We start from the raw sequence: 20,130 nt of genomic DNA, 5'->3' as shown, positions 1-20,130 counted from the left end.
ACGAAAGGCGAAGGGCCGGTGGTCAGCCGCGGCCGTGACCCTTCCCGGGGCCGTCCGTCAGCGAACCGACGGTCGTGTCGACCGTCGTGTCTGCAGCACCGGCGCCGTTGCCCTTGCCGCTGTTGCTCCCGGGGCCGTTGCCGTTGCCGTTGCCGTTGCCGTTGCCGTTGCCGCCCTGCGGTGCCTCCACGGGGTTCGACGCGGGCCCGCCCGGCTCGGGGCCGACGCTCGGCTCGTCCGCGGGCTCGCTCGGCTGCTCCTCGGGCTGGCTCGGCTCCTGTGCGGGCTCGCTCGGCTGTTGCTCGGGCTGGCTCGGCTCCGGCGCGGGCTCGCTCGGCTGCTCCTCCTGGCTGGGCTGCTGCTCCGGTTCGCTCGACTGCTGGTCGGTCGGCGTGGACGGCTCGCTCGACTCGGTCGGCGCAGGCGTGCTGTCGTCGTCGCCGCCCAGGGCGAACAGCGCGACGCCGATCCCGGCGAGCACGAGGAGTGCCACGACGACCGCGGCGATGATCGGTCCGCGTCGGCGCCCCGGGCCGTCGGTCTCCGCTCCGGCTCGGCCGGCGCCGCCCGCTGCACCACCGGCGCCACGTGCTGCGGCACCACCCGCTGCGGCCCCGCCGACCGCGGCACCGCCCGCAGCGGCGCCGCCGACGCCACCGGCACCGGCACCGCGCTGGGCGCCGAGGACCGTCGTCGCGACGTCGTCCTGCCCACCGGACCGTCCACCGGGTTGCGCGAACGGGGCGGTCCGGTCGTACGCGCGCGTCGCCGCGTCCACGCCGTCGGCGGGGGCAGCCGCCGGGGGCATCGCCTGGGTCGCCTGGTCGGCGGAGGCCGCGCCCCCGCCGGCGGCACCGAGCGCGGCGCCCGCGGCGGCAGCCCCCGCAACGCCGCCTGCGGCGCGGGTGAGCGCCCCGGGACTCCCGGGCAGCAGCTGGGTGGCCGGCGCGGTGCCGTCACGCTCGAGCGCGCGCAGGCGTCGTGCCGCCTCGGCGGCGGTCGGCCGCTCGCCCGGGTCCTGCGCCGTCATGACGTGCAGCAGCGTCCGCCACGCGGTGGGCAGGTGCTGGTCGATCTCGGGGCCCCGGGTGAGCCGCGCCGTGGCGGACTCGACGGCGCTGCCGGGGAACGGCCGCTCGCCGGTCAGGCACTGCAGCAGCACGAGCCCGAGGGCGTAGACGTCGGCCTGGCCGGTGACCTCGCGGCCGAGGACCTGCTCCGGGGAGATGTACGCGGCGGTGCCGATCACGGTGCCGGTGCCGGTCACGCGCGCGGCGTCGCGGAGCAGGGCGATGCCGAAGTCGGCGAGCTTGACGTGCTCGCCGTCGCTCTCGAGGAGCACGTTCGCCGGCTTCACGTCCCGGTGCACGATGCCCTGCGCGTGCACGGCGGCGAGCCCCTCGGCGACCTGCGCACCGACACGGGCCGTGGTCGTGGTGTCGAGCGGGCCTTCGCGCAGTCGGGTGTCCAGGTCGCTGCCCGGCACGAGCTCCATGACGAGGTACGAGTCGCCGTCGACGTCGTCGAGTGCGGCGTCGTACAGGGTGACGAGCGAGGGGCTGCGGAGCGCGGCGAGGGTGTGGATCTCGGCCTCTGCCCGGGCACGCTCGCCGTTGTCGACGGCACCGATGCGGAAGACCTTGACGGCGACCTCGCGGCCGAGCTGCTCGTCCACGGCGCGGTAGACGGAGGCCATGCCGCCGTGCCCGAGCGTGCCGGTGACGCGGTACCTGCCGCCGAAGACCCGTTCTGCCATGCCGGGAAACCTACCGTGGCGACCTGACCGGGCATGCCGGTGTCGTCTGCTGTGCGCGGTCCCGACGCCCCGGCGGCGCGCTCACCGGATCGCCGGGGCCGGACCGCGTTGCACCGGGTGCGCTCCGCGGTCCAGGGCCGTCAGGTACAACCGGTGCGCGGTGACCACGAGTGCGAGCCACGCCAGCCCCAGGGCCCACGCGGCCAGGACGTCCGTGGTCCAGTGGTGTCCGAGGAACACCCGCGACACCCCGACCGACAGGACGAAGAGCGTCCCGAGCGCGATGGTCCACACCCGCGTGACCACGCGCGACTGCCGCAGGATGAGCAGGTACACGATCGTGCCGACGATCACGGTGGCGTTGAGCGTGTGCCCGGACGGGAACGACGGCGAGTGCTCGTAGGGCGGCACCGCGTCGGACAACGGCGGACGGGCGCGGCCGATCAGGTCCTTGCCCGCGACGGTCATCAGGAGCGATCCGCCGCTCGCGGCCACGAGCAGCACCAGGGGCGTCCACGCCCGTCGCTGCACGGTGAAGCCGACCAGGAAGCAGACGGCGACGATCGGCATGCCGATCGTGCCGGCGATGTCGGTCCACCACGTGACCGCCTGGTCGGCGAACGGGGAACGCAGCGTGAGCATCCAGTCCAGGACGGGACGGTCGAGCACGGCGACGTCGTCGGACGCACGGACGGCGTCGTACACCTCGGACGCCGCCCAGGTCGCGGTGGCGGCGATCCCGATGCCGACGAGCAGGGTCACGACGAGCAGCGGCAGCGCGCCGTACCGACGACCGAGCGCCGCCCAGCCCTCGGCGGCGGCGTGGCCCGCACGTGAGCGCCACGACGTCAGGTCGAGGTCGCCGACGTGCCGGTCCTCGGTGACGGCGGCGCGCTCGGCACGGTCGACCTGCCGTGCCGCGGTCGCAGCCGTGTCGGCCGCGCCGCTCTCGTCGTGGTGGTCTCGATCCATCGACCCACCCTGCCCGCCGGACCCTGCGAACACCCGCCACGGCGGACGCCCCGCTCCACCGCCGCGCTGCTCAGTCCTTCGCGGCCCCGTAGTCACGCACCGTCGACACGGTCAGCGGGAACACCACCGGGAAGTCGCGGAACAGCAGGCGTCCGGCGTCCGCCGCCGCGGCCCGGACCTGCTCGGCGACGAACGCCGCGTGCTCGACCGGGGTGTGCACCACGATCTCGTCGTGCACGAAGAACACCAGGTGCGGGCCCGCCGTCACGGGACCGGGGAACCTCGTCGCGAGCCGCGTGCGCAGCGACCCCATCCACGCCAGCGCCCACTCGGCGGCGGTCCCCTGCACGACGAAGTTGCGCGTGAACCGTCCCCAGCTCCGGGCACGTGCTTCGACCGCCCGCTGCTGCGCCGGGGTGCCGTCCACCGACCACGCGCGGCTGCGGGCGGCGGACCAGGACTCGTCGGGGACCGGTGACGTCCGCCCGAGCAGCGTCGTCACCGGCTCTCCGCGCTCCCCCGCGCGTGCAGCCCGGTCGACCAGCCCGAGCGCCGCCGGGAACGCCCGCGCCAGCCGGGGCACGAGCCGCCCGGCGTCACCCTGGGTCGCCCCGTACATCGCCCCGAGCATCGCGCCCTTCGCCTGCTGCCGGGTCTCGACCGCCCCGGACGCCACGACGCCGTCGTACAGGTCGCGCCCGTCACCGGCGGACGCCATCGCCCGGTCGCCCGCCATCGCGGCGAGGACCCGCGGCTCGAGCTGCGCCGCGTCCGCGACCACGAAGACCCAGCCGTCGTCCGCGACCACCGCGCTGCGGACCGTCTTCGGCAGCTGCATGGCGCCGCCGCCGTCCGCCGCCCAGCGCCCGGTGACCACCCCGCCCACGACGTACCTCGGGTGGAACCGCCCGTCGACGACCCACTCGTCGAGCCAGGCCCAGCCGTTCGCGGTGAGCAGCCGGGACAGGCGCTTGTACTCGAGCAGCGGCGCGATCACCGGGTGCTCGAGCTCCTGCAGCTCCCACTTCCGCGTCGACGACACGACCAGTCCGGCTGCCCGGAGCGACCGCAGCACGTCGGCCGGCGAGTCCGGGTTGAGGGAGGGGTCCCCCAGGTGCGCGCGGATCTCGCCCGCCAGCTGCTCGAGCCGTCGCGGGCGCACCCCGGCGGGCACCCGCGGGCCGAGGGCCTCCTCGAGCAGCCGTTCGTGCACGTCGGCGCGCCAGGGCAGCCCGGCGTGGAGGACCTCGGCGGCGACGAGCGCCCCCGCCGACTCCGCGGTCGTCAGCAGGCGCAGCGCGCCCGGGGTCGTCGATCCGGCGATCGCATCGAGCTGGCGACGGAACTCGGCGACCGGGTCCGCGGCGTCGTCGGCGGGTGCGACGGCGAAGAGCGCGTCGTCGAAGAGGCGGGCCTGGGTCGGGCGGGTGGGGCGGGCCTCCTGGCCGGGGGCGTCCCACGCGTCCTGTGGGGCGGCGGCCAGCGCGGTGCCCCGCGCGGCGAGCGCACCGCGCAGGATGCGGCGGCAGAGCCGGAGGTCGACGCACCGGGCGACGCGTCCGCCGGCGGCGAGGACCGCCGGGTACCACCGGGCGGTGTCGTCCCAGACCCAGCGCACGTCCGGTCCGTCGTGTGCGGCGACGAAGGCCGGGAGGCGCTGCTCGTCCAGGCGGCTCGGGTCGCCCAGCGGCTCCCCCGCGTCGGTCAGGGGCGTCGCGGTGACGCCGCCGTCGACGCGGTGGAGGACGAGGTGCACCAGACGATCATGCCGTGCACCACCGTCGGCGGGGCGGCCGACCCGTCAGCGGTCGGAGTGGGCGTCCTGCGTCGCGTCCGTGCGGGGGTCGGTGCCGGCGGCGTCGCCCGGGCGCACGGCGGCGGTGTCGGCGACGTCGATGCGGACGTCGCCGTCCGAGCCCTCCGAGACCTCGATCCGCCGGTCCGCGTCGTGCTCGTCCGAGCCGGACATCCTGCGGAAGGTGTCCTGCCGACGCTCCTCGAAGCTCATGTCGACGCCGTCGTCGAGGTGGTCGTGGTCCGTGTCGCTCATGGTCACGACGCTACCCGCGTCGCGCGCACGGCACCCGGTGGAGCAGCTGAGCCAGACTCGTCGATTCGTGCGCGAATCGGACAACCGCCATGATGATGCGCATGGCAACGGAACACGCAGGAGCACCGCGGTGGCGATCGGTGGCGCCGGACGACGTCCCGATGCACGCCGTCGTGCGCTACGAGGACCGCGGTCGGCTCGTCTCGGGGACGGCGGTCGACGTGCTCGACGCGCACGGCCGCCCGTCGCTCGTCGTCCGCGCCGACGACGGACAGCACCACGTCGCACCGTGCTCGACGACGCTGGAGATGCAGGTCGGCTGACCGTCCCCCTCGCCCTGACGCGGATCAGCAGAGCGGGACGTTGACCGCCAGACCACCCATCGCGGTCTCCTTGTACTTCGTCGACATGTCGGCACCCGTCTGCCGCATCGTCTCGACCACCTGGTCGAGCGACACGTGGTGCACGCCGTCGCCACGCATGGCCATCCGGGCGGCGTTGATCGCCTTGTTCGCCGCGATGGCGTTCCGCTCGATGCACGGGATCTGCACGAGACCGCCGATCGGGTCGCAGGTCAGCCCGAGGTTGTGCTCCATCGCGATCTCGGCGGCGTTCTCGACCTGCTCCGGCGTCCCGCCGAGCACCTCGGCGAGCCCGGCCGCCGCCATCGACGCCGCAGAACCGACCTCGCCCTGGCAGCCGACCTCGGCGCCGGAGATCGACGCCCGTTCCTTGTAGATCGACCCGACCGCGCCGGCGGTGAGCAGGAAGCGGACCACGGCGTCGTCGTGGTCCTCCGGAGCGAGTTCGGACACGTAGGTGAGCGCGTAGAAGAGCACGGCGGGGATGATGCCGGCGGCGCCGTTCGTCGGCGCCGTCACGACACGGCCGCCGGTGGCGTTCTCCTCGTTGACCGCCATCGCGGTGAGGTTCACCCACTCCATGGCGAAGAGCGGGTCGTGGTGCGGGTCGTCGCGCGTGAGCTGCCCGTACCAGTCCGCCGCGCGGCGCCGCACGGTCAGGCCGCCGGGCAGGGTGCCGGTGCGGCGGATGCTCCGCTCGACGCTCTCCTGCATGACGTCGTGCACGTGGAGGAGGCCCGCGCGGACGTCCTCGACGCTCCGGGTGACGGTCTCGTTCGCCATCGCGACGCCGCTGACGGGCAGGCCGGTCGCCGCACAGGCCGCGAGGAGCTCGGCACCGCTCGAGAACGGGTGCGGCACGGCGTCGTCGACCGGGATCGCGGCCTCGGACACGGCGCCCTCGGTGTCGCTCGTGATGAACCCACCGCCGATCGAGTAGTAGGTCTCCTCGGCCAGCACCGTGCCGTCCGCGGCGGTCGCGGCCAGCCGCATGGCGTTGGGGTGGCGGGGCAGCATGGTCAGCGGGTGCAGGACGATGTCGGCCTGCCGGAAGGGCACGGAGGTGCCTCCCGCGAGCCGCAGCGTCCCCGTCCGCTCGAGGTCGTCGAGTGCCGCCGCCATGGCGTCCGGGTCGACGGTCTCGGGGTCGGAGCCCATCAGGCCGGCGAGCACCGCGCCGAGCGTGCCGTGCCCCTGCCCGGTCGACGCGAGCGAGCCGTACAGGTGGACGTCGAGCCCGACGACGGGAACGCCGGTCAGCCCGGCGGCGAACGCCGCTCCGGCACGCATCGGCCCGACGGTGTGGGAACTCGACGGGCCGATCCCGACGCTGAACAGATCGAAGACGGAGACCGGCACCACGCCACACTAACCCGTCCAGACGGGGTGGCGACCAGCGCCGCCAGCCGGACCGGGATGGACCGCTCCATCGGCGAGGTCGTGGGAGACTCGTGCCATGCCCATCCTCAACAAGGACATGCAGGTCTGCATCTCGCTCGCGGCCCGGCCGAGCAACATCGGCACGCGCTTCCACAACTTCCTGTACGACGAGCTCGGGTTGAACTTCGCGTACAAGGCGTTCACGACGACCGACCTGCCCGGAGCCGTCACCGGCATCCGCGCCCTGGGGATCCGCGGCTGCTCGGTGTCGATGCCCTTCAAGGAGGCGATCATCCCCCTCGTCGACGTGGTCGAGGACTCCGCGGCCGCGATCCAGTCGATCAACACCGTGGTGAACGACGACGGCGTGCTCACCGCCTCGAACACCGACTACGAGGCCGTGGCCTCCCTGCTCCGTACCCACGAGGTCGACCCGGCCGCCCGCGTGGTGCTCCGCGGGTCCGGCGGCATGGCGAAGGCGGTCACGGCGGCCTTCCGCGGCGCGGGCTTCGAGCAGCTGACGGTCGTCGCGCGGAACACCGACACCGGCCCGGCACTGGCGGAGCAGTACGGGTTCGACTGGGTCGCGACCGAGCAGGAGGCGCCGGATGCCGACGTCCTGGTGAACGTCACGCCGCTCGGGATGCGCGGCGCGGACGAGGACGTGCTCGCCTTCGAGCAGGACCGCGTCGACGCCGCGGCCACGGTGTTCGACGTCGTCGCGTTCCCCTCGGAGACCCCGCTCGTGCGGGCCGGCCGTGGAGCGGGTGCGCGGGTCATCACGGGTGCCGAGGTCATCGCCCTGCAGGCCGCACGGCAGTTCGAGCGCTACACGGGCGTCGCCCTGACGGACGACCAGGTCCGGCGCGCCAGCGAGTTCAGCCGCGCGGAGTGACGAGCGCGACCGCGTGCCGGCCGGGAGGAGCGGGGCGGCGCCGCCCCGCTCCTCCCGGCCGTCACGTCAGCCGTTCCGTGCGCGACCGGTCGCGACCCAGCCGAGCCGGCGGACGCTCTCGCGGTTGCGGACCCAGATGCCCGGTTGTGCGATGAACCCGGGCACGAGGGTCCCCGGGCCCTCGACGGGGTTCTCGCGCATCGTGACCTTGCACCCGCGCGGGTGCGGCTCGACGTCGATCTCGACGCGGGCCTCACCGACCGGCCAGCCGCGCGCCTGGGTGACCATCCGCCGGGGCTCGGCGTACTCGAGCACCGTCGTCGTGTCGTTGATGACGAACGGCCAGACGCCGAACGAGTGGTGCAGCGCAGCGCCGACCGCCGGCCACCCCTTCTCCTGCCCCCGCATGCGTGAGGCGCCGACGACCCACGTCGGGTAGAGCCAGCCGTCACGGAGGACGTCGAAGACGTCCTCCGGGCTGCAGTGCAGGATGCGGACGTTCTTGGCCATGGTTCAGTCCTCCGGTGCGAGTTCGACGTGCTCGGACATCCCGAACGTGTGCCGCAGCGCACTCCGGGCCGCGTGCCAACCGGCCATGCCGTGCACACCCGGGCCGGGCGCGGACGACTCCGAGCACAGGTACATGCCGCCACCCATCCGCCAGGGGTCCGACGACAGGACGGGCCGCTTGACGAGCTGCCAGAAGCTGGCGGCCCCGGCGGCGATGTCGCCGCCGACGTAGTTCGGGTTGTACTCCCCCATCTGCACCGCGGTGCGGCTGCTCGACCGGAGGATCGTGTCGCGGAAGCCCGGGGCGAACCGCTCGATCTGCCGGACGACCGCGTCCGTCGGGTCGACGTCGGAGCCTGCGGGCACGTGTGCGTACGCCCAGAAGACGTGCTTCCCGCGGGGCGCGCGGCTCGGGTCGACCACGGTCGGCTCCGAACCGAGCACGTAGGGGCGCTCGGCGTGCTGGCCGCGGGCGACCGCCTGCTCCGCCTCGGCGATCTCCGCCCGGGTACCGCCGATGTGCACCGTGCCCGCGCGGCGCAGTTCGGCGTTCGTCCACGGCACCGGGTCGGAGAGGGCGAAGTCGACCTTCGCCGCCGCGTTGCCGAACCGGAAGCGCCGCAGCGCCCCGCGCTTCGGCGTCGGGATCTGATTCCCGGCGATCCCGAGCATCCCGGGCACGCTCGTGTCGAACAGCACCGCCTTGGCCGGGGTGAGGTCGCCCAGGGAGCGGACCTCGCGACCGGTCTCGATCGTGCCGCCGTGCGCGACCAGGTCGGCGGCGAGCGCGTCGACGATCGCCTGGCTGCCCCCGATCGGCACCGGCCATCCGCGGGCGTGCGCGTACGAGCCGAGCGACAGGGCCGCGGCGGCGGTCGACAGCGACGGCATGTGCTGGATCGAGTGCGCTGCGACGCCGGACACCATCGCGGGCGCGACCTCGTCCCGGAAGCGAGCGTTCCAGGCCACGCTGCCCTGCTCCAGCGCCCGGAGGCCGAACCGCAGCACCGTCAGCGGGTGTCGCGGGACGTGCAGGAGCGCGTCGGTGGCGAAGTCGGCGACCTGGTCGGCGTTGCCGGACAGCGGCGCCATGAGGTTCCGGAACGCCCGGCCGTCGAGGCCGAGGCCCTCGGCGGTGCGCTCGAGGTCGCGGTACGCGATGCCGGCCCGGCCCCGGTCGAGCGGGTGGCCGTACTGCACCTCGGGCAACCGGAGCTCGATGCGGTCCTCCATGCGGAACCGCCGGAAGAACTCGGACTGCAGCGCCATCGGGTGGACGGCGGAGCAGACGTCGTGGTGGAACCCGGGCAGGGTGAGCTCCGCCGTGCGCGCACCGCCGCCGATCGTGTCGTTCCGCTCGACGACCTCGACCGAGAGACCGGCCCGCGCGAGCGTCACCGCCGCAGCGAGCCCGTTCGGTCCGGCACCGACGACCACCGCATCCACCATGTGCACGAGCCTAGGGACCGGAGCCCCGGCGAGCGGTCAGGGGCGGGCGGTGTCCGCGTCCGCGGGGTCCGTGCCGTCCTCGGGCCCGTCGCCCTCGTCCGGCTCGTCGGCGTCCGCCGGGGTGGCCGCGGGTGCCTCCGCACCTGCCGGGTGCTCGGCGAGCAGCGCCGCGAAGTCCTCGTCGAGCATCTGCTGCAGCCGCTCGTCCCGCCCGATCTCGTAGTCGTCGGTCGGACGCTGCGCCCAGCCGAGCCGTCCGACGACCGTGGTGCCGATGTCGTCCCACGCGCGTGCCCGGGCCTGCAGCACGATGCCGTCGACGAAGCCCTGGTCGTCGCGGCGCCGGTCGAGCATCGTCGCGAGCTGCTCGTAGGTCGCCTCGCGCGTGCGGAGCTTCAGGTCGTCGCCCCGCCGGTAGTCGTGCTGGTGCCGCGAGCGCCCCTTCTGCTTGCTCGACGTCGCCCGGATCTCCCGCATGCGGGCCGCGTCGCCGCGCTGCTCCTCCGCCATGCGGTGCAGTTCCTGGCGGGTGGCCTCGGCGATGACGGCGTGGTCGAAGTACCCCTGGTCACGCAGTGCGTTCGTGATGATCCGGTTCGCCACGGCGACGGTCACCGCGGCCTTCGCGATGAGGAAGCCCTCGTCGACCGCCCGCTTCAGCTCCACCTGGCTCACGGGGCGGTCGCGCACGTCGTGCTTGTTGCGTCGTCCGAACAGGGCCATGCTCCGACGATACCGGCGTCCCACCGTCCGTCCGCAGGGGGACCCTGGATCACGCCCTGGAGGGACGCCCCCGGCCCGCCAGGACCGTAACGTCGAGTGCATGACCACCATGCAGCCCGCCCCTCGGACCGGCCTCGGCACCGCGAGCCTCGTGCTCGGGATCTGTTCGCTGCTCGCCGGGTGGACCTTCTTCGCCCCCGTCGTGGGCCTGTGCCTCGGCGTCGCCTCCCGCGGGCGCGAACCCGCGGCCCGCAGCCGGGCGGGGTGGGGCATCCTCCTCAACCTCGTCGCCCTGGCGGTGTGGGTCCTCGTCGGTGTCCTGCTCGTGGTCGGCGGCGCGGCCGCGGTCTGGACGGGCGTGACGCAGGGCCGCTGACGCCGCGACCGACGATCCGACGACGCGTCCTCGCGCCGTCAGCGCACCAGGCCGTACACCGCCACGTCCGTCCGCCGGGGTCCGAGCGGCAGCGCGGAGCGCAGCGTGCCCTCGTGCCGGAACCCGAGCCGCTCCGCCAGCCCGCGGCTCCGCACGTTGTCGACCCCCGTCCGGATCTCGACACGGGCACTCCCGCGCTCCCACGCGACCTCCACGAGTGCGGTGGCCGCGCGGCGGACGATCCCCCGGCCCTCGTGCTCCGCGTCCACCCAGTAGCCGAGCGACGCCTGGCCCAGGTAGGCGTCGAGCGCGAGGGACGCGCACCCCACCACCCGGTCGTCCGCCCGGATGACGCACGGCACGGCACGGTCCATCGCGTACTGCGCGAGGAGCTGCTCGGTGTGGAGCACGAGCGAGTCCCGCGACACCGACGCCCACGCCCACGGTTCGGCGGCGCGGAGCCGCCCGAGGTTGCGCTGGACGAGGTCGTGCACGGCGTCGACGGTGCTCAGGTCGCGCAGGGTGAGTGCGCACCCGTCGCCGAGGTCCCGTCCCGAAGCCGCCACGCGTCCGACACTATGCACGCATGCGTGTCGCCGTCCGCCGTGGCGCGGCGGACGGCCCGGACCCGCGTGTCGTGACGGACGGGAGGCGCAGTACCGACCGGCACCGCGCCTCCCGTCCGTCCGTCGGCCCCGCTCAGGGTGCCGTGATGAAGCCCTCGTCGACCATCCAGTCGAACGCGACGTCGGCGGGCTCGCGCCCCTCGACGTCCACCTGCCGGTTGAGCTCCTGCAGCACCTCGTCGGTGAGCGCGGGCGAGATCTGGTCGTACACGTCGCGGAGCTGCGGGTACTCCTCGAGCGTCTCGGAGTCGATCACGGGCGCGACGTTGTAGGCCGGGAAGAACCCGCGGTCGTCCTCGAGCACCGTCAGGCCGAGCGACTTGATGCGGCCGTCGGTCGTGAAGACCTCACCGAAGTTGCACTTGCCCCGGTCGGTGGCCGTGTAGACGGTACCCGTGTCGAGGATGCTGACGTTCGACGTCGGCACACCGTTGTCGCCGGACCCGCCGAGCTCCAGCCCGTACTTCTCGAGCATCGGCTTGAAGCCGTCGGCGCGCGAGTTGAACTCCGACTCGACGCAGAACGTGCGCTGGTCGACCGGCAGCTTCGTGATGTCCGAGAGCGTCGCGACGTCGTCGAGCTCGGACACCGCCTCGTCACGCACCGCGAACGCGTAGGTGTTGTTCATCGGCGCGGGCTCGAGCCAGGTCAGCCCGTTGCCTGCGTCCTCGTCCTTGACCGCCTGCCACTGCTCGGTCTTGTCCGGGATCCCCTGCTCGTGCGCCATGAACGTCAGCCAGGCGGTCCCCGTGTACTCGTACGTGAAGTCCGCGCTGTGCGAGGTCATCAACTCACGCACCGCGACCGACCCTGGCACGTTCGTCTCGTCGGTGACGTCGAACCCGGCCGCCTTCGCGGCGAGCACGGCGATCTTCCCGAGCACGAGCTGTTCGGTGAAGTTCTTCGACGTGACCGTCAGCTGCGCGTCGTCGGGCAGGTCGTCGATCCGCTGGATGGAACCGGGTGCGGCACCGGGCACGAAGGACGCCGCCGGCTGCAGCCCGCAGCCGGACAGGACGAGGGCGCTCGCCCCCGCGACGGCGGCGGCGGTCACCCAGCGGCGGCCGGCGGACGGACGGGAGGCGCGGCTCGCGTCGCGCGGTTCGGCGTGCGTCATCGGAGTCCCTTCGGTCGTGCGACCGTCTCGACCACGCGGCCGATCCAGTCGATGGTCAGGGCGAGGAGCGCGACGAGGAGCGCCCCGGAGACGAGCACCTTCGGCAGGAACAGGTTCACGCCCGTGGTGATGAGGAGGCCGAGGCCGCCCGCGCCGACGAAGGTCGCCAGGCTGGCGGTGCCGACGAGCAGCACCAGGGCGGTCCGGATGCCGGAGAGCATGACCGGCACGGCCAGGGGCAGCTCGACCTTCAGCAGCACGCTGAGGGCGCTCATGCCCATCCCCCGTCCGGCCTCGACGAGCCGGCTGTCGACGCTCTGCACGCCGAGCATGGTGTTCCGGAGCACGGGCAGGATCGCGTAGAGCACGAGCGCGACGACGGCCGACCAGCTGTTCAGCCCGAGCCACGCCGCGAGCAGCACGATGAGCCCGACCGCGGGTGCCGCCTGACCGAAGTTCGCGACGGCGATGACGGCGGTGCTCGCCCGGCGGAACGGGCCCCGGGTGAGCACGATGCCGAGCGGGATGCCGATGACGAGCACGAGCACGGTGGCCTGCAGCGTCAGGACGAGGTGCTGCCCGGTCAGCTCGAGGATGCCCGACGGGTTGAGCGTCGACCGCTCGGTCGCGGACAGGTCGGCGGTCGCGAGCCAGACCGCGAACCCGGCGAGCACGACGAGGATCGCGATCGGTTGGACGAGCAGGCCCTTCCAGGGGGTCCGCTCGGCGGTGGCGGGACCGGTGCCGCGACCGGCGACGGCGGTGCTCACCGGACCTCCTCGCCCGCTCCGGCCTGCGCCTCGTGCTCGTCGTTCCGCTCCTCCACGGTGGCGGGCGACGACGGCAGGGTCTCGATCGGGTTCGTGTTCGTGCCGACCGGGGCGTGCGCGTGGTCGGACGCCGCCGCTGCACGCGATCGCGTGATCGCGTCCATCACGGTCTCGACGGTGATGACGCCGCGGAACGCCTCGCCGCGACCCGTCACCAGGGCGGCGCCGGCGCTCGAGACGAGCATGGTGTCGAGCGCGTCGTTCAGGGTCGCGGCCTCGCCGACGACGGGCAGGTCCGGCTCGGTCCCCTCGGGCACGCGGGTCAGGCGCTCGAGCTGCCGGCGCGACGGCCACTGCACGGGGCGCTGCCGGCGGTCGACGACCACGGCGTGCTGGTGCCCGCCGGCTTCGTCCATGCGCTGCAGCACGGCGCGGGTCTCCTCGCCCGCCGAGCACGTGACGGCGGCGGCGAGCTCGACGTCCCGCACGCGGTTGAGCGTCAGCTGCTTGAGGCCGGCACCGGAGCCGATGAAGTTCTCGACGAACTCGTTGGCCGGTTCGGCCAGGATCCGCTCCGGGGTGTCGTACTGCACGATGTGCGCGCCCTCGGTGAAGATCACGATCCAGTCGCCGAGCTTCACGGCCTCGTCGAAGTCGTGCGTGACGATGACGATCGTCTTGTGCAGCTCCTCCTGGATGCGCAGGAGCTCGTCCTGCAGCCGCTGGCGGGTGATCGGGTCGACGGCGCCGAACGGCTCGTCCATGAGCAGGACGGGCGGGTCCGCGGCGAGCGCCCGGGCGACGCCGACGCGCTGCTGCTGCCCGCCGGAGAGCTCCCGGGGGAACCGGTCGCGGTAGGCGTCCGGGTCGAGCGACACCAGGTCGAGCAGCTCGTCGACGCGGGCGGCGATCTTCTCCTTCGACCAGCCGAGCATCTTCGGCACGATCGCGATGTTCGCCGCGACGGTCATGTGCGGGAACAGCCCGCCCGCCTGGATCACGTAGCCCATGCGTCGACGCAGCTCGTCGCCGTCGATGCCGGTGACGTCCTCGTCACCGACGACGATCCGCCCCTCGGTGGGTTCGATGAGCCGGTTGATCATCTTCAGCGTGGTGGTCTTGCCGCAGCCGGACGGACCGACGAGCATGACGACCTTGCCGGCCGGGATCTCGAGCGTGATGCCGTCGACGGCGGGCTTCTGCTGGCCCGGGTACCGCTTGGTGACCTCGTCGAGCAGGATGCTGCGGCCGGTGACGTCCCCGTCGGGGACGGTGGTGGTGGCGTGGTCAGTGCTGGACACGGATACCTCTCGGGGTGGTCAGGCGGCCGAGGCCGATGAGGAGCAGGTCGAGGACGAACGCGAGCAGGACGACCCCGATCACGCCGACGACGACGGAGTTGAGGGCGTTCGCGCCGCCGAGCCGGGACAGGCCGGAGAAGATGAAGCCGCCGAGACCGGGGCCGAGTGCGTAGGCGGCGATGGCGGCGATGCCCATGACCATCTGCGCCGACACCCGGACGCCGCTGAGGATGATCGGCCACGCCATCGGCAGCTCGACCTGCAGCAGGGTGCGCATCCGGCTCATGCCGATCCCCCGCGCCGACTCGACGACGGCCGGCGGGATCTCGGCGAGACCGACCACGGCGTTCCGCAGGATCGGCAGCGTGGCGAAGAACACGACCGTGACGACGGACGGCACGACGCCGAAGCCGAGCGGCACGATGAGCAGACCGATGACGGCGAACGACGGCAGCGTCAGGCCGATGGCGGACACCCCGTTCGCGATCGAGGTGAGCTGTGGACTGCGGTAGACGAGTGCGGCGAGCACCACGGCGATGAGCGTGGCGAGCACGGTGCACTGGACCACCAGTGAGAAGTGCTGCCACGACGAGAACCAGATCTGGTCCCATCGCTCCACGACGTACTGGAACACGGGTGGGTGCTCCTCCCTGGTCGGCCGAACGCCCCACACGACGGGGCACGAACCTCACCGACCGTACGCAGGAGGGCCGGTCCTGGCGAACCCGAACCCCTCGGAACATCCACTTCCTGCGGATTCCGCCAGCAGGAAACCCCCGGTCAGGCCGCCGTCCCCCACGCCCACCTGGGAGAACGGTAACGATGCCGAGCAGGAGTCGGCTACGCGGGGATCCTCCGCCCGCCGCCCGCCGCGGTCGCACGGCGGGCCGGACCGCTCACGTCGACGTCGGCACCACCCGTCGCGCGGCGACGCGTCGGGTCTCGTGCACCGCCACCCGCTCGGCGGTGAGCAGCAGCGAGGCGACCTCGGCCGCGTCCCGGGACGGACCGTCGTTCCAGCTCGTCAGGTCCCGGACCCGGGCCGTCCGGACGTCCGGCGCGGGGCACCAGACGACCGGCTGGCCCTCGTCGGCGGCGAGGGCGTGCCACACCAGGTCGAGCGCCCGCTGCACCTGTTGCGAGTGGACGACCTGCGGCCCACCCGCGGCCGACACGACGGCGCCGACCAGGCACGCGGCGACCAGGGGCCGTCCCTGCACGTCCATCGCGGCGGCGCTCGATGCCTTCCGCACCCGGCCGTGCTCGTCGAGGTACGCGAACCAGGAGTGCTGGATCCAACCGCGTTCGACGACTCCGCGGGCGTTCGTGAGCAGCCGTTGCGCGTCGTCGAGCTCGTGCAGGTGCGCGACCAGCCGTCGGTCGCGAGCCGCGGCCCTGCGGGCGGCGATCCGGTCGCGCAGACCACGCAGGCCGGCGCGGCCGGGGGTGACGGGTCGGGTGGACGGGGCAGGAGAGGCGTCGGTGTCGACGTCGTGCGGGACGCGGAACTCGAGGGTCATCAGGCCCCTCCGATCTCCAGTGCACGGACAGGTGAGGGAACGATAAGCCCCGGTGGGCTCAGTCGTCCAGCACCGCGTCGATCGCACGGGCGGCGACCGTCCGGAAGGCGTCGTCGTCGGTGGTCGCCAGCGCGGACGCGATGGACACGGCCCACCCGCGGGCCCGCGTCCACGTGGCGTCGTCCACGGCGACGAGCTCCGCGAACGTCCGGCGACCGGTGCCGTCCAGCGTCAGCCAGCGGGTCGCCAGGTCGACCGAGGGGTCCCCCGCGGTCACGTCGCCGAAGTCGACGACCGCCGACAAGCGGCGGTCACCGAGGGGGGACGACTCCACGAGCAGGTTGAACGGGTGCAGGTCGCCGTGCACCCAGACGCCAGGCCCGGCGTGAGCGGGTGCGGCGGCCGCGACCTGCCAGAGCGCCGCCAGCTCCACCGCCCGGGGAACGTCGGCCGTCGCCAGTCGCGTCAGCACGGCATCGCGGCGTGTGGCCAGCGGGACGGCGCGGACCGGGTTCACGGGAGCGTCCGCCGGCGCCGGGACGTGCAGGCGCGTGACGAACGCGGCGAGGTCCCGAGCCACCCGTCCACCCTGTGACCGCTCGCCCGCCGGACGGCCCGGCAGCCACGGCACGACGCTCCAGGCCCAGGGGTAACCGAGTGCGGGCCGGCCGGTGCGGACGGGTTCGGGCACCGGCACGACGTCCCCGACCCGGGCGGCGATCGACGGGAGCCACCGCTGCTCGTGCTCGACGAGCGCGGCCGCCGCGGCACGTCGGGGCAACCGGACGGCCAGGGTGTCGCCTGCGCGCAGGACGACGTTGTCCCACCCGTTCGCGACGACCCGCAGCGGCAGGTCGGCGAGGTCCGGGTGCTGGTCCCGCAGCAGTGCGGCGACGAGGTCGACGTCGACGTGGAACTCGGCTGCCGGGGTGCCCATCGGCACAGGGTAGCGACGTCCTCCGGGTCCCCACGAAGTGGGGCTGCTGTCGGAAACGTACTCCTTGGTATCCTCCAAGCACAGCGACGTGGGTGTCCCTGGGGGGACCCGCGTCGCTCAGACGTCCGCGGGCCCCTCGGGCGGCTCGGGCCCCTCGGGCCCCCCGGGCCCCTCGGGCCCCTCGGGCCGGATGATCGCCACGAGTCGGGGGACCTGCGTCCGGGTCCGTTCGGTGGCGATCGCCGACAGGAGCATCGTCCAGAGCTCCTGCAGCCGTTCGTACAGGTCGGCGCGGTCGTGCAGCATGTCCGACACCATCTGCACGCCCGCGACCGCCGGGCTCACCACGTGCCCGACGAGCTCCGGGTCCCACGACGGGTCGACCTCGCCCGCGTCGATCGCCCGGCGGATGATGTCCGCCGTGTGCTCCACCCAGCGCTCGTACGGGTGGTCGCGGGGGATCTCCCGCGCGTTCGGGTCCGCAGCGAGCCGGAGCCCCGCGCGGACCACGACCTCCTGCGCCATCTGGGTGGCGACGCCCTGCGACATCCACATGAGCGACTCGAGCGGCGACGTCGCACGGGTGGCGGCGACCTCGGCGTATCGCCGGGAGATCTCGTCCTGTCGCGCGATCACCGCGCTGGCCATGTCCGCCTTCGAGCGGAAGTGGAAGTACAGCGCCCCCTTGGTCATCCCCGCGCGCTCGGCGACCCCGTCCATCGAGGCCCCGACGTAGCCCCGCTCGTCGAACTCGGCCGCCGCCGCCTCGATGAGGGCCGCACGGGTCGCCACCGCCCGTTCCTGCCTGACCCGGCCGTCCTGCGCCATGCGCTCGATCGTAACCAGGAGCGCCCGTGCGCGGGGAGGCCCTCAGGGGACCCCCCGGAGCGCTGTCGTACGGTGACCGGCATGGACGCATGGCGGAACCCGCAGCGCTGGGCACGAGCCGGGCGGTGGCTGCTGCTGCCGATCGCCGTGCTCGACTGGGTGGCCCTCGCGCCGCAGCCGGTCGTCGTCATCGCGTTCCTGGTGGCCGTGCTCGGCCTGGTCGGCATGGCCGCCGCACTCGTCGTCCGGATGCTGCACCGCTCCCGCGGGGCGATGGCGGGTCTCGGTGTCGTGCTGCTGCTCGCCGGCCTCGTCGTGCTCGGGCTCGACCCGTTCCCCGGGACGCTGCCGCTCCTCGACCCGTGGTGGCCCGACGCGATCACGCAGCCGCAGGTCGTGGCCAGTGCCTACTGGAAGACGGCGGGACTCGGGGTGGAGCTCGCCGGGTTCGGCCTCCTGGCCACGCTGCTGGTCGCCGCCGCAACGGGACGACCGTCGCCGCGCGGACGCTGACACCGACACCGACACCGGCCCTGGCCCTGGGCCTGGCCCTGGCCCTGGCCCTGGCCCTGGCCCTGACCCCGCTGGTCAGCGCCTGGTGAGCACCACCAGCGAGACGTCGGCCTCGGGTCCGCCGGTCGGCACGAGCGTCCGGACGTGGTCGACGAGGTCGTCGGGGTGCGCCGCGGCCAGTCCCGCGAGCCCCACCGCGTCGCGGACCCCGTCGAGGGCCAGGATGCCGTCGGTCACGAGCACGACCCGGTCACCGCGTGCGAGGTCGGTCGCTCCGACGGTGCGGGCGACGCCGGCGGGCTGCAGGCCGATCGGCAGGTCGGTCGAGCGCAGCGGGGTCACGGAGCCGTCGGCGCGGACGTGCAGCGCCGGGCCGTGGCCGGCGTCCACCCACTCGGCGTGACCCGACCTCGGGTCGAACCGCAGGTGCAGGAGCGACCCGACGGCTCCCGCGGTCGTCAGGTCGGGGGTGAGCTGCGCCTCCAGGCCGGCGATCGCGTCGCGGAGCGGGACGTCCGTCTGGGCGACGACGGCAGCGCGCACCGAGGCTGCGAGGAGCGCCGAGGCACGCCCCGCCGCGGTCACCGCGCCCACGGTGACGTGCACCGAGCCGTCGGCAGCGACCCGCCAGTCGACCAGGTCGCCGCCGTCCTCGTTCGGCACCAGGAGGCCGTCGAGCGACGCCCCGGGCACCGTGACGGGTTCGGGCACCAGGCCGGCGAGCACCCGCTGCACCCGGCCACGCTCGATCACGCGGCCGAGCTCGCGCTCCGCCCAGCGCGCGAGGTCGCCGAGGAGCGCGAGGTCCTCGTCCGAGAACTCGCGCGGCTGGGCGTCCATCACGCACAGCGTGCCGACGCGGGTGCCGTCCGGCATGGTGAGCGGGGCGCCCGCGTAGAACCGGACCCCGTACTCGGTCACGGCCGGCGTGTGGGCGAACCGGACGTCGAGCGCGGTGTCCGGGATCACCATCGGCCCGGGGGTCAGCACCGTGGTCGCGCAGAACTGCTCGCTCGCGGGCACGCTCGTCCCCTGCTGGAACCCGTACGTGGACTGCGTGGTGACGAGGTCGTGGTGGACGAGGTTGAGGAAGGTCAGCGGGACGCCGAACGCCTCGTGGGTCATGCGGGTGATGCGGTCGAAGCGCTCCTCGGGCCCTGATCCGAGTACCTCGAGCGCCTCGATCACCGCGGTGCGGCGGTCCGCACCGTCGAGATGGTTGGTCACCCCTCCTGTGTACGCGCACCCTCGCTGAGGAACCAGTCCCGCGGGTGGGGGTCGGCGGTGAGCTGACGGCGCTCGGCGGTCGGGGCGGCCCAGGCGGCGGCGTTCGCCAGCACCCGCTGGACGTCCGCGTGGTGGTACACGGGGTACTCCTGGTCGCCCGGCGAGAAGTAGAAGACCCGGCCGAGGCCGCGGCGGTACGCGACGCCCGAGCGGAACACCTCGCCGCCGGCGAAGGTCGACAGGAAGACCTCCTCGTCGGGGCGGGGGATGTCGAAGTACTCGCCGTACATCTCCTGGCGGTCGATGACGATCGGGTGCGGGACCCCGGCGGCGATGGGGTGCTCGGGCGCGATCGTCCAGACCAGCTCGCGCTCCCCGTCGTTGCGCCACTTCAGGGAGCAGGTCGTGCCCATCAGCCGCGTGAACGGCTTCGAGTAGTGCCCCGAGTGCAGGACGACGAGACCCATGCCGGCGTGCACGGCCTCGACCACGCGCGTGACGACCTCGTCCGAGACGTCCTGGTGCGCGATGTGACCCCACCAGAACAGCACGTCGGTCGCGGCCAGACGCTCGGCGGTCAGGCCGTGCTCGGGCTCCTGCAGCGTGGCGGTGCTCACCCTCGCCTCCGGGTGGTGCTCGCGGAGCGCGGCGGCGATCACGGTGTGCATGCCGTCGGGGTAGTGCCCGAGCACGGTCGCGTCGCCGCGGCTCTCGTGCACGTTCTCGTTCCAGACGACGATGTTCAGGGGACGGTCCTCGGTCGGCGCTGACATGCCCCCGACGCTACCCGCTCCGGGGTCGAATCGATACGACCGCCG

The 20,130-nt window shown here is 73.7% G+C and carries 22 protein-coding genes; 4 read left to right on the top strand and 18 right to left on the bottom strand.

From position 1 onward, the window contains the following. Window positions 1-22 precede the first annotated feature (22 nt). From DEJ23_RS07330 to DEJ23_RS07315, 4 genes are all read right to left on the bottom strand, one after another. Window positions 23-1,756: a serine/threonine-protein kinase gene (locus DEJ23_RS07330; protein ID WP_111239629.1), complete on the bottom strand. Its 1,734-nt coding sequence runs from the start codon at window positions 1,754-1,756 to the stop codon at window positions 23-25. An 81-nt stretch (window positions 1,757-1,837) separates the two neighbouring features. Next, complete coding sequence (locus DEJ23_RS07325) at window positions 1,838-2,728, bottom strand: phosphatase PAP2 family protein (RefSeq protein WP_111239768.1); 891 nt, start codon at window positions 2,726-2,728, stop codon at window positions 1,838-1,840. Window positions 2,729-2,798: 70 nt separating this feature from the next. Further along, the gene (locus DEJ23_RS07320) at window positions 2,799-4,484 is read right to left on the bottom strand and encodes a bifunctional 3'-5' exonuclease/DNA polymerase (RefSeq protein WP_111239628.1); all 1,686 of its coding nucleotides are present in this window, start codon (window positions 4,482-4,484) and stop codon (window positions 2,799-2,801) included. Between the two features lie 45 nt (window positions 4,485-4,529). Further along, window positions 4,530-4,778 (bottom strand): hypothetical protein, encoded by a 249-nt coding sequence (locus DEJ23_RS07315; RefSeq protein ID WP_146240220.1) that lies wholly within the window; start codon window positions 4,776-4,778, stop codon window positions 4,530-4,532. A 101-nt stretch (window positions 4,779-4,879) separates the two neighbouring features. Here DEJ23_RS07315 and DEJ23_RS07310 point away from each other — a divergent pair, with 101 nt between their 5' ends. After that, entirely contained in the window at window positions 4,880-5,101 is a 222-nt protein-coding gene (locus tag DEJ23_RS07310; protein ID WP_146240219.1) for a hypothetical protein, read from the top strand. Between the two features lie 24 nt (window positions 5,102-5,125). Here DEJ23_RS07310 and DEJ23_RS07305 read toward each other — a convergent pair whose 3' ends face one another. Next, on the bottom strand, window positions 5,126-6,499 hold the full coding sequence (locus tag DEJ23_RS07305) for an L-serine ammonia-lyase (protein ID WP_111239767.1): 1,374 nt from the start codon (window positions 6,497-6,499) through the stop codon (window positions 5,126-5,128). Between the two features lie 97 nt (window positions 6,500-6,596). Between DEJ23_RS07305 and DEJ23_RS07300 the strand changes: the two genes are divergently transcribed. Next, window positions 6,597-7,415 (top strand): shikimate 5-dehydrogenase, encoded by an 819-nt coding sequence (locus tag DEJ23_RS07300; RefSeq protein ID WP_111239625.1) that lies wholly within the window; start codon window positions 6,597-6,599, stop codon window positions 7,413-7,415. Window positions 7,416-7,481: 66 nt separating this feature from the next. Here the strand turns inward: DEJ23_RS07300 and DEJ23_RS07295 are convergent, their stop codons facing one another. Genes DEJ23_RS07295 through DEJ23_RS07285 form a run of 3 tightly spaced genes read right to left on the bottom strand, consistent with a single transcriptional unit; the run spans window position 7,482 to window position 10,097 of the window. Further along, a complete protein-coding gene (locus DEJ23_RS07295; RefSeq protein WP_111239624.1) occupies window positions 7,482-7,925 on the bottom strand; it encodes an SRPBCC family protein in 444 nt (147 codons plus the stop codon). A 3-nt stretch (window positions 7,926-7,928) separates the two neighbouring features. After that, window positions 7,929-9,374, bottom strand: a complete 1,446-nt coding sequence (locus DEJ23_RS07290; protein WP_111239623.1) for an NAD(P)/FAD-dependent oxidoreductase — start codon at window positions 9,372-9,374, stop codon at window positions 7,929-7,931. Between the two features lie 36 nt (window positions 9,375-9,410). Beyond that, window positions 9,411-10,097, bottom strand: a complete 687-nt coding sequence (locus DEJ23_RS07285) for a hypothetical protein (protein ID WP_111239622.1) — start codon at window positions 10,095-10,097, stop codon at window positions 9,411-9,413. Between the two features lie 100 nt (window positions 10,098-10,197). On the opposite strand from DEJ23_RS07285, the gene DEJ23_RS07280 reads away from it, so the two are divergent. Then, window positions 10,198-10,473 (top strand): hypothetical protein, encoded by a 276-nt coding sequence (locus DEJ23_RS07280; RefSeq protein WP_111239621.1) that lies wholly within the window; start codon window positions 10,198-10,200, stop codon window positions 10,471-10,473. Between the two features lie 38 nt (window positions 10,474-10,511). On the opposite strand, the gene DEJ23_RS07275 is transcribed toward DEJ23_RS07280, so the two are convergent. From DEJ23_RS07275 to DEJ23_RS07240, 8 genes are all read right to left on the bottom strand, one after another. Further along, window positions 10,512-11,039, bottom strand: a complete 528-nt coding sequence (locus DEJ23_RS07275; protein ID WP_181429168.1) for a GNAT family N-acetyltransferase — start codon at window positions 11,037-11,039, stop codon at window positions 10,512-10,514. A 133-nt stretch (window positions 11,040-11,172) separates the two neighbouring features. Next, window positions 11,173-12,216 carry a glycine betaine ABC transporter substrate-binding protein gene (locus DEJ23_RS07270; RefSeq protein WP_111239619.1) on the bottom strand — a complete coding sequence of 348 codons (1,044 nt, stop codon included), beginning with the start codon at window positions 12,214-12,216 and terminating at the stop codon, window positions 11,173-11,175. Continuing rightward, window positions 12,213-12,986 carry an ABC transporter permease gene (locus tag DEJ23_RS07265; RefSeq protein WP_111239618.1) on the bottom strand — a complete coding sequence of 258 codons (774 nt, stop codon included), beginning with the start codon at window positions 12,984-12,986 and terminating at the stop codon, window positions 12,213-12,215. Before DEJ23_RS07265 ends, DEJ23_RS07270 begins: the two co-directional genes overlap by 4 nt. Further along, complete coding sequence (locus DEJ23_RS07260; RefSeq protein ID WP_258375326.1) at window positions 12,983-14,287, bottom strand: ABC transporter ATP-binding protein; 1,305 nt, start codon at window positions 14,285-14,287, stop codon at window positions 12,983-12,985. Before DEJ23_RS07260 ends, DEJ23_RS07265 begins: the two co-directional genes overlap by 4 nt. After that, window positions 14,274-14,921 carry an ABC transporter permease gene (locus tag DEJ23_RS07255; protein WP_111239617.1) on the bottom strand — a complete coding sequence of 216 codons (648 nt, stop codon included), beginning with the start codon at window positions 14,919-14,921 and terminating at the stop codon, window positions 14,274-14,276. The genes DEJ23_RS07260 and DEJ23_RS07255 overlap by 14 nt, the downstream gene beginning before the upstream one ends. A 262-nt stretch (window positions 14,922-15,183) precedes the next feature. Continuing rightward, a complete protein-coding gene (locus DEJ23_RS07250) occupies window positions 15,184-15,807 on the bottom strand; it encodes a hypothetical protein (RefSeq protein WP_111239616.1) in 624 nt (207 codons plus the stop codon). 58 nt (window positions 15,808-15,865) lie between these two features. Further along, complete coding sequence (locus DEJ23_RS07245) at window positions 15,866-16,744, bottom strand: phosphotransferase (protein WP_111239615.1); 879 nt, start codon at window positions 16,742-16,744, stop codon at window positions 15,866-15,868. Window positions 16,745-16,861: 117 nt separating this feature from the next. Beyond that, window positions 16,862-17,572, bottom strand: coding sequence for a ScbR family autoregulator-binding transcription factor (locus tag DEJ23_RS07240; RefSeq protein ID WP_111239614.1), 711 nt, complete (start codon window positions 17,570-17,572; stop codon window positions 16,862-16,864). 81 nt (window positions 17,573-17,653) lie between these two features. Here DEJ23_RS07240 and DEJ23_RS07235 point away from each other — a divergent pair, with 81 nt between their 5' ends. Continuing rightward, window positions 17,654-18,085 (top strand): hypothetical protein, encoded by a 432-nt coding sequence (locus DEJ23_RS07235; RefSeq protein WP_111239613.1) that lies wholly within the window; start codon window positions 17,654-17,656, stop codon window positions 18,083-18,085. A gap of 75 nt (window positions 18,086-18,160) precedes the next feature. Here DEJ23_RS07235 and DEJ23_RS07230 read toward each other — a convergent pair whose 3' ends face one another. Then, a complete protein-coding gene (locus DEJ23_RS07230) occupies window positions 18,161-19,312 on the bottom strand; it encodes a PP2C family protein-serine/threonine phosphatase (RefSeq protein WP_111239612.1) in 1,152 nt (383 codons plus the stop codon). Further along, window positions 19,309-20,085 (bottom strand): ThuA domain-containing protein, encoded by a 777-nt coding sequence (locus DEJ23_RS07225; RefSeq protein ID WP_181429167.1) that lies wholly within the window; start codon window positions 20,083-20,085, stop codon window positions 19,309-19,311. The genes DEJ23_RS07230 and DEJ23_RS07225 overlap by 4 nt, the downstream gene beginning before the upstream one ends. Between the last annotated feature and the right edge of the window lie 45 nt (window positions 20,086-20,130).

It is taken from the genome of Curtobacterium sp. MCSS17_008 (genome assembly GCF_003234185.1).
Lineage (GTDB): Bacteria > Actinomycetota > Actinomycetes > Actinomycetales > Microbacteriaceae > Curtobacterium.
Note: the sequence above shows the minus strand (reverse complement) of the source record. Positions and strands in the feature narration are given on the sequence as shown.

Bases quoted from the DNA above. Each gene is read 5' to 3' on its own strand.
- DEJ23_RS07330 (WP_111239629.1), bottom strand. From the start codon at position 1,756: ATGGCAGAACGGGTCTTCGGCGGCAGGTACCGCGTCACCGGCACGCTC.
- DEJ23_RS07325 (WP_111239768.1), bottom strand. From the start codon at position 2,728: ATGGATCGAGACCACCACGACGAGAGCGGCGCGGCCGACACGGCTGCG.
- DEJ23_RS07315 (WP_146240220.1), bottom strand. From the start codon at position 4,778: ATGAGCGACACGGACCACGACCACCTCGACGACGGCGTCGACATGAGC.
- DEJ23_RS07310 (WP_146240219.1), top strand. From the start codon at position 4,880: ATGGCAACGGAACACGCAGGAGCACCGCGGTGGCGATCGGTGGCGCCG.
- DEJ23_RS07300 (WP_111239625.1), top strand. From the start codon at position 6,597: ATGCCCATCCTCAACAAGGACATGCAGGTCTGCATCTCGCTCGCGGCC.
- DEJ23_RS07295 (WP_111239624.1), bottom strand. From the start codon at position 7,925: ATGGCCAAGAACGTCCGCATCCTGCACTGCAGCCCGGAGGACGTCTTC.
- DEJ23_RS07290 (WP_111239623.1), bottom strand. From the start codon at position 9,374: ATGGTGGATGCGGTGGTCGTCGGTGCCGGACCGAACGGGCTCGCTGCG.
- DEJ23_RS07285 (WP_111239622.1), bottom strand. From the start codon at position 10,097: ATGGCCCTGTTCGGACGACGCAACAAGCACGACGTGCGCGACCGCCCC.
- DEJ23_RS07280 (WP_111239621.1), top strand. From the start codon at position 10,198: ATGACCACCATGCAGCCCGCCCCTCGGACCGGCCTCGGCACCGCGAGC.
- DEJ23_RS07270 (WP_111239619.1), bottom strand. From the start codon at position 12,216: ATGACGCACGCCGAACCGCGCGACGCGAGCCGCGCCTCCCGTCCGTCC.
- DEJ23_RS07250 (WP_111239616.1), bottom strand. From the start codon at position 15,807: ATGACCCTCGAGTTCCGCGTCCCGCACGACGTCGACACCGACGCCTCT.
- DEJ23_RS07245 (WP_111239615.1), bottom strand. From the start codon at position 16,744: ATGGGCACCCCGGCAGCCGAGTTCCACGTCGACGTCGACCTCGTCGCC.
- DEJ23_RS07240 (WP_111239614.1), bottom strand. From the start codon at position 17,572: ATGGCGCAGGACGGCCGGGTCAGGCAGGAACGGGCGGTGGCGACCCGT.
- DEJ23_RS07235 (WP_111239613.1), top strand. From the start codon at position 17,654: ATGGACGCATGGCGGAACCCGCAGCGCTGGGCACGAGCCGGGCGGTGG.
- DEJ23_RS07225 (WP_181429167.1), bottom strand. From the start codon at position 20,085: ATGTCAGCGCCGACCGAGGACCGTCCCCTGAACATCGTCGTCTGGAAC.